General features: G+C 42.2%; 14 protein-coding genes. 1 reads left to right on the top strand and 13 read right to left on the bottom strand.

Going from position 1 to position 12,839, the window contains the following annotated elements; genetic code table 11:
• Window positions 1-19 precede the first annotated feature (19 nt).
• The 3 genes from sdaAB to ACFRAK_RS05475 form a co-directional block, all read right to left on the bottom strand.
• Window positions 20-682 carry an L-serine ammonia-lyase, iron-sulfur-dependent subunit beta gene (sdaAB, locus tag ACFRAK_RS05465; RefSeq protein WP_387599821.1) on the bottom strand — a complete coding sequence of 221 codons (663 nt, stop codon included), beginning with the start codon at window positions 680-682 and terminating at the stop codon, window positions 20-22.
• A 206-nt stretch (window positions 683-888) separates the two neighbouring features.
• Entirely contained in the window at window positions 889-2,559 is a 1,671-nt protein-coding gene (locus ACFRAK_RS05470) for a DAK2 domain-containing protein (protein WP_394571401.1), read from the bottom strand.
• A 19-nt stretch (window positions 2,560-2,578) separates the two neighbouring features.
• Complete coding sequence (locus tag ACFRAK_RS05475; protein ID WP_048684651.1) at window positions 2,579-2,941, bottom strand: Asp23/Gls24 family envelope stress response protein; 363 nt, start codon at window positions 2,939-2,941, stop codon at window positions 2,579-2,581.
• A gap of 253 nt (window positions 2,942-3,194) precedes the next feature.
• Between ACFRAK_RS05475 and rpmB the strand changes: the two genes are divergently transcribed.
• Window positions 3,195-3,383: a 50S ribosomal protein L28 gene (rpmB, locus tag ACFRAK_RS05480; RefSeq protein WP_034313767.1), complete on the top strand. Its 189-nt coding sequence runs from the start codon at window positions 3,195-3,197 to the stop codon at window positions 3,381-3,383.
• 185 nt (window positions 3,384-3,568) lie between these two features.
• On the opposite strand, the gene spoVM is transcribed toward rpmB, so the two are convergent.
• From spoVM to def, 10 genes are all read right to left on the bottom strand, one after another.
• Window positions 3,569-3,649: a stage V sporulation protein SpoVM gene (spoVM, locus tag ACFRAK_RS05485; protein ID WP_034313769.1), complete on the bottom strand. Its 81-nt coding sequence runs from the start codon at window positions 3,647-3,649 to the stop codon at window positions 3,569-3,571.
• Between the two features lie 122 nt (window positions 3,650-3,771).
• Window positions 3,772-4,425, bottom strand: a complete 654-nt coding sequence (locus ACFRAK_RS05490) for a thiamine diphosphokinase (protein WP_387599813.1) — start codon at window positions 4,423-4,425, stop codon at window positions 3,772-3,774.
• 102 nt (window positions 4,426-4,527) lie between these two features.
• Window positions 4,528-5,175 (bottom strand): ribulose-phosphate 3-epimerase, encoded by a 648-nt coding sequence (gene rpe, locus ACFRAK_RS05495; protein ID WP_342615354.1) that lies wholly within the window; start codon window positions 5,173-5,175, stop codon window positions 4,528-4,530.
• Between the two features lies 1 nt (window position 5,176).
• Entirely contained in the window at window positions 5,177-6,058 is an 882-nt protein-coding gene (rsgA, locus tag ACFRAK_RS05500; RefSeq protein WP_394571402.1) for a ribosome small subunit-dependent GTPase A, read from the bottom strand.
• A gap of 23 nt (window positions 6,059-6,081) precedes the next feature.
• Window positions 6,082-8,115, bottom strand: coding sequence for a Stk1 family PASTA domain-containing Ser/Thr kinase (gene pknB, locus ACFRAK_RS05505; RefSeq protein ID WP_260284225.1), 2,034 nt, complete (start codon window positions 8,113-8,115; stop codon window positions 6,082-6,084).
• A 5-nt stretch (window positions 8,116-8,120) separates the two neighbouring features.
• Complete coding sequence (locus tag ACFRAK_RS05510; protein ID WP_260284223.1) at window positions 8,121-8,870, bottom strand: Stp1/IreP family PP2C-type Ser/Thr phosphatase; 750 nt, start codon at window positions 8,868-8,870, stop codon at window positions 8,121-8,123.
• Between the two features lie 4 nt (window positions 8,871-8,874).
• Window positions 8,875-9,969 (bottom strand): dual-specificity RNA methyltransferase RlmN, encoded by a 1,095-nt coding sequence (gene rlmN / locus ACFRAK_RS05515; protein WP_387599803.1) that lies wholly within the window; start codon window positions 9,967-9,969, stop codon window positions 8,875-8,877.
• Window positions 9,969-11,321, bottom strand: coding sequence for a 16S rRNA (cytosine(967)-C(5))-methyltransferase RsmB (gene rsmB / locus ACFRAK_RS05520; RefSeq protein ID WP_260284221.1), 1,353 nt, complete (start codon window positions 11,319-11,321; stop codon window positions 9,969-9,971). The genes rlmN and rsmB overlap by 1 nt, the downstream gene beginning before the upstream one ends.
• A complete protein-coding gene (gene fmt, locus ACFRAK_RS05525) occupies window positions 11,308-12,267 on the bottom strand; it encodes a methionyl-tRNA formyltransferase (protein ID WP_387599800.1) in 960 nt (319 codons plus the stop codon). Before fmt ends, rsmB begins: the two co-directional genes overlap by 14 nt.
• Window positions 12,264-12,749 (bottom strand): peptide deformylase, encoded by a 486-nt coding sequence (gene def / locus ACFRAK_RS05530; RefSeq protein ID WP_387599798.1) that lies wholly within the window; start codon window positions 12,747-12,749, stop codon window positions 12,264-12,266. Before def ends, fmt begins: the two co-directional genes overlap by 4 nt.
• Between the last annotated feature and the right edge of the window lie 90 nt (window positions 12,750-12,839).

Here is a 12,839-nt window from a genome sequence, read left to right on the forward strand (position 1 = left end):
AGTGGAAACGATTGCCCTGTCAATCCACAATCCTTGCTACTTGAGTGATGTTGGGGAGTGCCGTAATTTCAGCGATGACTTGATCCTCCAGGTTATGGTCCACTTCAATCGTCATCAAGGCCATCTTCCCTTTCTCTTTTCGGGAGACTTCCATCTGGCCAATATTGATTTGATGCTTGGCTAATATGTTTGAAACATTGGCAATGGCACCATATCGATCATCATGAACGACGAGTATGGCAGGATTGTGACCGGAGAGCCTCAATTTAAATCCATTCAGTTCGACGATTTCGATCTTTCCTCCGCCAATCGATATTCCGACAAGTTCCAGTTCACCATCATCATCACCAACGGTTATTTTTGCTGTATTGGGATGTTCCGGTACTGCTTCTTCTTCCCGAAAAGTAATTTTCATTTTCTTTTTCCGGGCTAGTTCCAGCGATTCCTTGATTCTCTCATCAAATGTATCAAAATCAAGTAAGCCTCCTACAATGGCTACATCCGTTCCATGGCCTTTATAAGTTTTGGCAAATGATCCGTAAAAAGAAATATGGGCCCATTTCGGTTCCCGGTCGAATAAACTCCTGGCAACCCTACCGATCCTTGCAGCTCCTGCTGTATGGGAACTAGAGGGGCCGATCATAACAGGACCAATTATATCGAATACACTTCTAAATTTCATGATTTGCTCCTCCTTCTTCACACTGGGAGTAGTTTAATAATAAAGCCTGGTATATTGTAATTACAATCACGCTGTCCGTAATCCTTCTTTTCAAAAAAATAAAACTGCATAGCCTAATGACATATGCAGTTTATTGCCTTTTATTTTTTTCAGGATCCTACCAAAATCATGACGAATAAGTTTCCCATATCTTCCTGATCCTCTACTTATTCAATTGAAAAAATAAAAGAATATAAAGGTTGTTTCCCATTATGGACTTCAACTTCAACGTCTTCAAAATTCTCATTACAAAACGCAACAAGACTTTCGACATCTTCAGCAGTGGCATCTTCTCCATATAAAATGGTAAGGATTTCCGAATCTTCGTCAATCATATCTGTTAGAAGATCTTTTGCCGCCTGAGTCATGTCTTTATCCTTCACTTTGATGGTGCCTTCAGCAATTCCCATGAAGTCCCCGGTCTCGATTGCTAGACCGTCAATGTTTGTATCCCGGACAGCATAAGTGATCTGTCCCGTTTTCACATGCGAAAAGGCTTCGATCATCGCTTCTTTATTCGCTTCAGCATCAAGTGAAGGGTTGAACGCCAACAATGCAGCCATTCCCTGCGGCACTGTTTTCGTTGGAATGACAGTCACATGATCCCCAAGCACATCTGCAGCCTGATTGGCCGCCATGATGATATTTTTATTATTAGGCAAGATGATGACATGATCTGCATATGCCTCTTCGACAGCCTTAACGATATCTTCCGTGCTAGGATTCATCGTTTGTCCGCCTTCGATGATGGACTTAGCTCCGATGCTTTTGAATAATTCGCTGATGCCAGCACCCATCGCCACTGACACAATAGCGTACTTCTCTTTGGTGGACGGTTTAGTTTGAAGCGGTGTATTCGTCTCACCGACAATCGCAGTATGCTGTTCACGCATATTATCGATTTTCATTTTAATTAAACTGCCAAATTGCTGTCCATAATTCAGGCACGTGCCAGGGTGTTCAGAGTGAATATGTACTTTGACGACTTCATCATCTGAGATGACCAATAAAGAATCTCCGTATTCACTTAAATCATTTCTGAATTTTTCTTCATCAAATGGTTTATTGGCAAGTTTTTCACTTTCCAATCTGACCATGAATTCCGTACAGTAGCCATACACGATATCTTCCGTATTCATATGCCCTTGTACATTCATGTGATGTTCGGCACTGATCATGTCGTCCATGCTTGGGCCATTTGAAGATCGGACTGGTAGGGCTTCACCTTTCAGCTCAGCAAGGAAGCCTTCATAAACGAACACCAACCCTTGCCCACCGCTATCAACGACTCCGACTTCTTTTAAGACTGGAAGAAGATCAGGTGTGCGTTTTAATGATGCATTGGCCTCCGTAACGATTTCTTCCATTACTTGAATAAGGTCTTGGTGCATTGCTGCTGATGAAACCGCTTGCTTGGCCGCATCTTTTGCAACCGTTAAGATGGTTCCTTCAACTGGTTTCATTACTGCTTTATAAGCTGTCTGTACCCCTGCTTCAAAAGCTTGGGCAAACTCTTCACTATTGATTTCCGATTTATTTTCAATCGCTTTAGCAAAACCGCGGAACAGTTGCGATAGAATTACTCCTGAATTGCCACGTGCGCCCATTAGCAGACCTCTTGAAAGGGACGTACCCACTTTCCCGATGTGTTCCTGGACGTTATTTTGCACTTCCTTCGCTCCCGAAGTCATCGATAAATTCATATTCGTTCCTGTATCTCCATCTGGAACAGGGAAAACATTCAACGCATCAACCATTTGGGCATTAGCCGCTAAATGGTTGGCACCTTGAATGATCATTTCTGCAAAGCGCTTTCCGTTTAAACTTGTAATTGACACAAAACTTTCCTCCTAATATTTAAGGGTTCGTTACACGAACTCCCTGTACAAAAATGTTGACCGAATCAACAGCTAATCCTACAGTTTTGTCCAGAGTATACTTTACCTTTGATTGCACATTATGTGCAACTTCCGAGATTTTCGTTCCATAACTTACGATAATATACATATCGATATGAACCTCTTCCTCTTCTTGACGGACTATTACACCCTTAGTAAAGTTTTCTTTTCTTAAAATTTCGGCAATGCCGTCTTTAAATTGTTTTTTGGAAGCCATTCCTATAATTCCGTAGCAATCCACGGCTGCTCCGCCTGCTACAGTAGCGATAACATCATTAGAGATGTCAATTTGTCCATACTTCGTTTGTAATTCGATAGACATTTTCTTTTCCCTCCCAAAAAATCAAATCAACTAAAGACATTTTACTATAATGTCTATGGTTTTAAAAGTAAATGTCATACGGTAGTATATATAATTCAATTTTGAAGGATGTATGTCAAGGTTTTTTTCTTGAAAGTAATTAACTGAAGTATTGCATTCTAACGGTAGGTATGATAAATTATTAAAGTATTTTACAAAGACTTAAGACGACTGCGAAAAACTTAAGCTTGTTGTAGTTAGGAGGGAATTTAACATGGCACGTAAATGTGTAATCACTGGAAGAAGAACTCGTTCTGGTAACAGCCGCTCTCACGCAATGAACGCTAGCAAGCGTACATGGGGCGCTAACCTTCAAAAAGTACGTATTTTAGTTGACGGTAAACCTAAACGTGTATACGTTTCTGCAAGAGCTCTTAAATCGGGCAAAGTAGAACGCGTATAATGTTACGGCATCCTCTTAGGATGCCTTTTTACTTGTAATGGCCGATATTAATGGGGATGGTTTCAATTCGGTGATCAAGGCTGGTCTGCATCAAGGAAGAAAGCCTTCACCCATTAATGGATGGCTGCCCCTTTTTACCAAAAATAACACCTCCCTGTATTTGAGAGGTGTCATGGAGATAAGTATCAGCCTTTTTTAAACGCTCCGAGCATAGCCCTTACCAAACTGCCCAGAACTTTTGGCAATTTAATCGTATAAAATTTCATCATGCCCCTCCTCTTTGCATCCCACAATTAAAGATGAAGTGGAATTTTTCTATTACAACATAAGCTTTTAAGCGGATATAGGATGATCGTAATTATATCCGAATCTGCTCAAAGCATGAATTTTAATCACTGCTTCTTATCACCATTAATATGCCTTTCCCAAATGAAACATTCCCAGATTCGGAAATTAGTTCATTGCTGATGCAAAGCGTCGAACCTATTTCCACACTTGCATCATTCAGTGGGTATTTAAAGCCCGAAAGTGTAATGCCGGTGACTTCCGCCGTTACAGGAAGCAATGACAAGTATTTCTTATCTTTCAAAGCAGTGACCTCATATGAACCCGCTGTCTTTACTGTGAATATATTTTGCCGATCGACTATGTATATTTCTATATCGCCATGATAAGGGAGGACACTTTCTTTTTGCAGCAGCTGGATATTTCCAAGAAAATGGTCCATTCTTCCCCCTGTAGCGCCCAGGATATGAATTTCACTTGGCTTTTGCCCTATTGCCCAATTAAATGCGATCTCTAAATCCGTTTCATCCTTTTCCGAAGAATATAGATTGATTTGTTCCAGCCTTTGCTCAATCTTCTTGTATTCGCCTTCCGAAACTGAATCAAAATCCCCAAAGCCGTACTTAGGTTCGATACCTTTTTCAAGCAAGGACCATACTCCCCTATCAACCCCTACCCAAAGATCGGTCTTCTCCTCATACCATTCCAGATCCGGCCAAAAACATTCCGGACCTCCAGCCATTATACTAATAATCATTGAAATCATCCTTTTCTATATCTAATCATATCCAAGGTGCCTTTGTTTAATTGCTAAAAAAAGCCGACCACCATCATACGGATATGATAGTGTCGGCTTATATCACTTTCCCCGGATCTTTTGAATCGCTGCGTGTCGATCTTCTTGATTATATATTGCCGAGCCGGCCACCAGGACTGTCGCCCCTTGTTCAATACATAGTTTAGCCGTTTCTTCATTCACTCCGCCATCAATCTCTATTTCGAGGTTTTGATTATACATTTCTGCCATCGCCTTCACTTCGGCAATTTTCGGCAGAACGGATTTAATGAACTTTTGCCCGCCAAAACCCGGATTGACCGTCATCAACAATACCATGTCAATATCTTCGATTATAGGTTGGATCATGGAAGCCGGAGTGGCTGGATTAAGCACCACGCCTGCCTTTACACCAAAAGATTTAATCAATTGTATCGTCCGATGCAAATGAGTGCATGCCTCTACATGTACAGTTATATAATCGGCCCCCGCTTTCGCAAAGGCCTCGATATAACGATCAGGCTGTTCAATCATTAAATGAACATCAAGCGGAAGTTTTGTCACCGGGCGGATAGCATCAACAATGAGTGAGCCTATCGTTATATTCGGCACGAAATGCCCATCCATGACATCCACATGGATTAAATCCGCTCCACCCCTTTCGACATCAAGAATTTCTTCTCCCAATTTTGCAAAGTCAGCTGATAAAATGGATGGTGCTATTTTAACCATTTTAATACCTCGGCTTTCTATCTCTGATTTCTTCTAAGAATTGCATATAATGCTCATATCGATAGCGTGGAATTTCCCCGGCATCAACCGCTTTTTTCACTGCACACTTCGGTTCTTTATCGTGCAGGCAGGCACGGAATTTACAGTCTTCCCCATAATTATGCATTTCCGGGAAGCAATAAGATAACCGTTCAGCTTCCATTTCCATGAATTCAAGGGAACTGAACCCAGGGGTATCTGCGACAAGTCCAGAGCCAATATGAATCAATTCAACGTGGCGGGTGGTGTGCTTCCCACGTCCCAGATGTGATGAAATATCATCCGTCTTTAAAGCCAAGTCAGGATTGATTGCATTCAGTAAAGACGATTTCCCAACGCCTGACTGACCGGCAAATACACTGGTTTTTCCTTCTAAATATGGCACTAGTCCTTCAATTCCTCCAGCAGTAACTGAAGATGTTTCCAGTACAGTATAGCCAAGTTTCTCATAGTCCTTGATATACTGAGACAATTTCTTTTGGTTTTCAGCCGTAACCAAGTCAAGTTTCGTCACGACGATAATGGGTTCGATTTCGTTATCTTCAATCAGTACGAGGAATCGATCAAGCAAAGCCGGACTGAAATCAGGCTCTACTGCTGAAAAGACAAGGATTGCCTGGTCTACATTCGAGATTTGCGGACGAATCAATTCATTCTTTCGTGATTTTATTTCGGTCACGGTCCCGTCCGTTTTATTTTCCGCTTCAAAAACCACATAATCACCCACAAGCGGCGTCACCTTGTTCTTCCTGAACACGCCCCGTCCGCGGCATTGATACACCTCTTCACCATCAAGGACATAATAAAATCCACTTAATGCTTTGATAATTTTTCCCTCGGGCATAACCACACTCCTAATTATTAAATTTATTCTGGATATGAGACGGATTCGTCAATGATGACCTGATTGTCCCGCATGACTTTATATCCTGCTTTCTTATCCGGGGAAACCATTAATTCGATCGTTCTTTTGGCATCATCCAAGATAAAGAACGTTTCTTGAGGCTCCGTCATGCTATTGTTGATATCCTCGATGAAAATTTGTATTTTTTGCGTTTTGCCTGGCTCAACCGGATCATACTCGATTTTGATTTCCTCCGTTACACTCTTGGGAGGAATCTCTTCTTTCCCTTTTGAAATGACCACTTTCACAGTACTGCCCTTTTCCACCTTCGTAGCAGGTTCGGGTGACTGGGAAATGACAAGCCCCTCTGCTACGGAATCATCATAGATTTCTTCTTCGACATCGATCTTTATTCCACTCTCATTGGAATAATCATTAAGGCCTGCTTCATTGAACCCTGTTAAGTTCTTCAAGCTCAGCAGATCTGCCCCTTTGCTGACCGTTAGCTCAAGCTCCGTTTCGGATGGTACGACCTCAGTCGCACCCGAAGGCGATTGTTCTATGATCGTGCCGGCAGCACTGTCATCATATTTTTCGGTCACGCTTATGTTTTTGAATCCCATTTTTTCAAGCAGGGATTTAACATCAGAATAGTCTCGACCTTCATAATTGGACAATGAAATCGTCTCTTTGCCAATGCTTTGATAAATATCGATCACTGCACCTTCCTTGACAGTCTTACCTTCTTTAGGGTTGGTTTTGATTACAAGACCAGCTTCAACCTCTTCATCTTCAATATCGATCGTTTCTCCAATTTTCAAATCCAATTCAAGCAATTCAGTAATGGCATCATCCAATTCTTCCCCTTTGAGGTCCGGGATCGTCACTTCCTTCGAAACAAGGAGGGGAGGTAAAACAGTGACAGATAAAACAGCAAGCAGTGCGAGAACTAAAAAGGTGGTCACCAAGATCGCAGGGATGTTCTTTCGTTTTTTACCTTTATGTTCCGACTTGATTTTTTGTTTTTTCTGTTTCTTTTGTTTTTTCGGTTTCTTTTTCGATTTACTCTCTGCTTCTGATTCACTTTCTTCATCGTCCGCATAGACCAATGTATTTTTTTCCGGACCCCTTATGATTGTCTCATCGACGCTTGAAATCTGATCATCCGTTATGACGGGGATGGCTTTTGTTGCATCATGATCTTCAGGAATGGCAAAAGGCAGTTCATTTGAACGCTCAGGATTAAGCGAAGTCCGCATGTCATCTTCCATTGAGTCCACGCTATCATAGCGGTAATATGAATCTTTGGCTGTCGCTTTAAGGATAATATTTTCTACACTCTGAGGTATTTCAGAGTTCCAGCGTTTTGGCGAAGGAGTTTCCGATTGTAAGTGTTTAAGCGCTATCGAAACGGCTGATTCACCCGAAAAAGGCAATCTCCCCGTCAACAATTCAAACATGACGATACCCAGTGAATAAATGTCCGATTTCTTATTGGCCATACCGCCTCTGGCCTGTTCCGGGGATAAGTAATGAACCGAGCCCAAGACTGCGTTGGTCTGCGTTATGTTTGTTGCACTTAGTGCCAATGCAATGCCGAAGTCCGTAATCTTGACGGTTCCTTCTTTATCAATCAAAATGTTCTGTGGCTTGATGTCACGATGGATGATCCCATTATGGTGGGCATGGGAAATCGCTGCCGTGATTTGCTTCATGATATCCAGGGCTTCATCAACTGGAATTGGATAATATTTTTGTATGTATTGCTTTAGTGTAAAACCGTCCACATATTCCATTACAATATAATAGATTGAATCTTCTTCACCAACATCATAAATACTTACGATATTGGGATGGGCCAAACTGGTTGCCGATTGGGCTTCCCGATTGAAGCGCTTGATGAACTCTTCGTCATTATTAAAATCCATGCGAAGGATTTTCAATGCAACGTCCCTATCCAAGATCATATCCCTTGCAAGGTAAACATTTGCCATACCGCCGCCACCGACCATCTCGATCAGTTTATAACGGCCGTTGATTCTTCTACCAATCAACATTCAATTCACCTGCTTTCACTTTCTTCAGTAAATTGAACAAGCACAAGGGTGATATTATCTTCCCCACCGTAGTGATTGGCCTTATCTATTAATGAAATCGCCTTTTCTTCAAGTGACTGGCCATTGGTTATGGTTTCTTCCAGTTCCTGTTCACTCACTTTGTTCGTCAATCCATCAGAACAAAGCAATAGTAAATCATTTTCTTCGAAAATGACAGTCATAACGTCCATTTCCACTTGCATTTCTGTTCCCAGGGCTCGTAATAAAACATTTTTCCGTGGGTGGTTTTCGGCATCTTCCTTTGAAATCTGCCCGGAACGGACCAATTCATTAACAAGTGAATGATCTTCCGTGACCTGCTTAAAGCCGCTCTCATTATACAAATAACATCGGCTGTCCCCGATGTTGGCAATGGTAGCAAACTTGTCGGTGCAAATGGCTGCAACAATGGTGGTCCCCATGCCCTTACATTCCGTATTCGCTTCAGCATGTTCAAAAAGCAACTGATTGACCAAGACGATTTGCTGCTTCAGCCAATCCTCGGCATCATTTGCCGTTTCGATACCTGTAGATGCTTCCCAGCCCTTTTTCAGAAGGTCTATCGTCATTGCACTGGCTACATCCCCGGCACGGTGGCCGCCCATGCCATCTGCAACGATGGCAAGGCGAACGCCTTCCGAGTTCTTAAAGATTCCGCCATTATCTTCATTATGCTGGCGGACTTTTCCACGGTCTGTCTTAAATATTGCCCTCATAGGGTCACCTCGTCTCTTCTTTGCGCTCCTTGGCCCGAAGCTGGCCGCAGGCTGCGTCAATATCACTGCCTTGTTCCCTTCGGATCGTTACATTAATGCCGCGCTTCTTCAATGTTTTTTCAAACTCAAAAATTTGGTCCCGAGGTGTACGTACATAGTTGCGTTCAGGTACATAGTTAACCGGTATTAAGTTAACATGGCATTTTATCCCTTTTATTAAACTTGCTAATTCTTCTGCGTGCTCCACTGTATCATTTTCGCCACCGAATAGACCATATTCAAAACTTACACGGCGACCTGTTTTTTCTGTATAGTATTTGATGGCTTCAATCAAGTCTGGAAGTTTGTAGGCCTTATTGATCGGCATCAATTTACTTCTCAATTCCGTATTCGGTGCATGAAGGGAAACAGCAAAGTTTATTTGCATGCTTTCTTCGGCAAACTTATAGATTTTAGGAATGATTCCACTTGTGGAAACGGTAATATGACGGGCCCCGATGTTCAAGCCTTTTTCATGGTTTATATTCTTCAAGAATGACATCATATTATCGTAGTTATCAAACGGTTCACCGATTCCCATGATAACGACAGAACTAACACGTTCATCCAATTCGTCAAGTGCTTGCTGAACTTTAACGACCTGGGCAACAATTTCCCCTGATTCAAGATTACGCTTTAAACCGCCTAATGTCGATGCACAGAATGTACAGCCAATTCTACATCCTACCTGCGTTGTCACGCAAATGGAGTTTCCGTATTCATGGCGCATCAGCACCGTTTCAATCGAATATCCATCATGGAGTTCAAATAAAAACTTCATCGTTCCGTCATTGGACGTTTGCTGAATCAAAGTCTTCAATGTCGTGAAGGTGAATTGTGATTCAAGCTTATCCCGTAATGTTTTCGAAAGGTTGGACATATCTTCAAAACTGGAGACACGCTTTTTATAAAGCCAGTCATATACTTGATCGGCCCGGAATGCCTTCTCTCCATTTTGAACAAGCCATTCTTTAATTTGGTGAAGCTCTAATGAGTAGATCGATGGTTTTTCTGGTGTCGTGTCTTTTCTTACTCTAGATGATTTAGTGATTTCTGCCATTACAGCACCTTCTTTCTAAAACTCGCAATAAAGAATCCGTCACTGCTAAAATATTGCGGAAAAACTTGCAGCGTATGACCCTCGATAAATGGCTGAACGCTTTCAGGCATTCTTGTGGACAAGGATGCATCGCTTTCAAAATCCGGATGGCTTTCCAAAAATGCTGCAGCGACTTTGTCATTTTCTTCTTTATCCACCGTACAGGTACTATATACTAACCGTCCGCCTTGCTTAACAAGCGGGGCAGCCGATTCCAATAATTGTATTTGTATACTTGAGAGTTTCATTATATCATCTTTTGTTTTAGTGTACTTTACATCAGGCTTCCGGCGCATGACTCCCAACCCGGAACATGGTGCATCGATCAGCACCCTGTCAAACCCTTCCTTATTAAAGTGTTCTTGCACTTTCCTGCTATCAAGGGCCATTGTCTTAATATTGTTTCTGAGTTTTAGGCGCTCAGCCTGCTCTTTAATGAGCTTGACCTTATGCTCATGAAGGTCGAGCGCATATACTTGTCCAGTGGTCAAGCCTTCTGCGATATGTGTCGTTTTCCCTCCAGGTGCAGCACAGCAATCAAGTACAGCATCATTTTCATTCGCACCTAATGCATGGGCTACAAGCATTGAACTCTCGTCCTGAATCGATAAATACCCTAATTTGTAGCTTTCTGAATGAGCAAGATTCCCTTTATAGCTGACGATTGCCTCGGGAACGACTTCACTTGCCTCAACATCATATCCTTCTTCCGTTAATATGCTGATCAGTTCACGGCGTGAAATCTTCTTTAAATTAACCCGTCCCGTCTGTAAAGGCGCAGTTAAGTTGATTTCACACATTTCCTTGGTTTTTTCATAACCAAATTGCTCTACCCAACGCTTGACCAACCAAATTGGGTGACTCACTTCTATGGAAAGCCGTTCCAGATCATCTTTAATATCACCTAAAGAAGGAACACCATTTCTTTGAATATTACGAAGCACACCATTTACCATCGAAGATGTACCTTTATGCCCGCGCTTTTTGGAAATTTCGACGGCCTCGAAAATGATTGCATGATCAGGCACTTTATCTAAATAGACCATTTGATAAACGGAAAGTCTAAGTAAATTGATGACCCAGCTTTGCGTTTTTTTCGGTTGTTTGATATATGGGTTCAAATAATAATCCAAAGTCATCTTCCGCTGTATGGTTCCGTAGCTTATTTCTGTAAGCAGTCCGCTATCCACGGCGGATAACTGGTGCTTTTTAATCAAATTGTTCAATAATAGGTTACTGTAGGATTGGTTTTTCTCTACAGATTCCAAGATATCGAGAGCGATTTCACGTACTCCCTTTTTAGTTTGCTTCATTCTGTTCTCCTAACTTCATGCCTGCTTTAATGAACGATCCGGCTCCGCGTAAATAATCTTTCGCCGGCATTTTTTTCTTTCCTGAAGGCTGCAGTTCTGTAACTAGTATTGCCGTCTCATTGCCTGTTGAAACGATGAAACCATCACTTTGTACATCAATGACCGTGCCCGGCACTGCCTGATTGCCATCTTCAAGTTTCTTCACCTGCCAAATTTTCAAAATGGCCCCGTCTAAGGTTGTATAAGCAACAGGCCAAGGATTCAGGCCACGTACATGGTTATAGATGTCTTCCCCTGATTTCGACCAGTCGATTTTTTCCTCAGACCGTTTTATGTTAGGCGCAAAAGACGCTTTTGCCTCATCCTGCTTGATTGCCTGCAGCTCCTGATTTATAAGTTTCGGAAGCGTCTCTGCAAGTAAATCCGACCCTATCTTGCTTAATTTATCATGAAGTGAACCTACATTGTCTTCTTCCTCTATAATCACTTCCGCCTGGGTCAATATATCACCGGCATCCAATTTTTCCGCCATATACATGATGGTTATTCCCGTCTTTTCTTTCCCTTGTAAGATGGAATAATGAATTGGCGCCCCTCCACGCAGTTCAGGAAGCAGGGAGGCATGAACATTAATACATCCGTACTTAGGGGCATCCAGCAATTCATTCGGAAGGATTTGACCGAAAGCTGCCGTCACCACTAAGTCAGGATTCAACGCAATGATTTTTTCAAGTTCTTCTTTTTCTCGGATTTTTTCGGGCTGATAAACGGGGATCCCCTGCTTTTCGGCTTCGACCTTAACTGGCGGCGGCGTCAGCACCTTTTTGCGTCCTACTGGACGATCTGGCTGCGTGACCACAGCGATCACATCATACCCTTCATCAATGATTCTTCTCAATACCGGCACTGAAAAGTCCGGCGTACCCATAAATATAATTTTTGTCATTCTTCCCCAAACCTTTCTAACTCTTCTTCCGAAATATACCGGGAGACCTTACTTGTAAATAAAACGCCTTGCAGATGATCAATTTCATGCTGAAGGGCCCTCGCGAGGAAATCCTCCGCTTCTATCTCGAAAAAAGATCCTTTTCGGTCTTGTGCCCTGACTTTGACACGGTATGGACGCGATACTTCACCATATAAGCTCGGGAAGCTCAAGCATCCTTCAACACCTGTCTGTTCGCCTTCCACTTCCAGCACTTCCGGATTAATAAGTTCGATAGCACCTGACCCTTCATCTATTTCAACGACGGCCACTTGCTTTTTCACGCCAACCTGAGGTGCTGCAAGTCCAACGCCATCCGCCTCCACCATCGTTTCATACATATTATTTAACAGCTTTGCCAACTTTTTATCAAAACTTGTTACTTTATCGCATTTTTGTTGTAAAATTTTTTCAGGAAACAAGACAATCGGTAAAATAGCCAAAATTAAAGGTACCCTCCTAGATATGAAAAACAACACTTCATTATAAAAACGCAAGCTGTAACAGCTCGCGGTAATCATCCATCTCTCAAA

The organism is Peribacillus sp. NPDC056705, from assembly GCF_043656335.1.

Coding starts and splice junctions, on each gene's coding strand:
- sdaAB (WP_387599821.1), bottom strand. CDS start 682: ATGAAATTTAGAAGTGTATTCGATATAATTGGTCCTGTTATGATCGGC.
- ACFRAK_RS05475 (WP_048684651.1), bottom strand. CDS start 2,941: ATGTCTATCGAATTACAAACGAAGTATGGACAAATTGACATCTCTAAT.
- rpmB (WP_034313767.1), top strand. CDS start 3,195: ATGGCACGTAAATGTGTAATCACTGGAAGAAGAACTCGTTCTGGTAAC.
- spoVM (WP_034313769.1), bottom strand. CDS start 3,649: ATGAAATTTTATACGATTAAATTGCCAAAAGTTCTGGGCAGTTTGGTA.
- ACFRAK_RS05490 (WP_387599813.1), bottom strand. CDS start 4,425: ATGATTATTAGTATAATGGCTGGAGGTCCGGAATGTTTTTGGCCGGAT.
- rpe (WP_342615354.1), bottom strand. CDS start 5,175: ATGGTTAAAATAGCACCATCCATTTTATCAGCTGACTTTGCAAAATTG.
- rsgA (WP_394571402.1), bottom strand. CDS start 6,058: ATGCCCGAGGGAAAAATTATCAAAGCATTAAGTGGATTTTATTATGTC.
- pknB (WP_260284225.1), bottom strand. CDS start 8,115: ATGTTGATTGGTAGAAGAATCAACGGCCGTTATAAACTGATCGAGATG.
- ACFRAK_RS05510 (WP_260284223.1), bottom strand. CDS start 8,870: ATGAGGGCAATATTTAAGACAGACCGTGGAAAAGTCCGCCAGCATAAT.
- rlmN (WP_387599803.1), bottom strand. CDS start 9,969: ATGGCAGAAATCACTAAATCATCTAGAGTAAGAAAAGACACGACACCA.
- rsmB (WP_260284221.1), bottom strand. CDS start 11,321: ATGAAGCAAACTAAAAAGGGAGTACGTGAAATCGCTCTCGATATCTTG.
- fmt (WP_387599800.1), bottom strand. CDS start 12,267: ATGACAAAAATTATATTTATGGGTACGCCGGACTTTTCAGTGCCGGTA.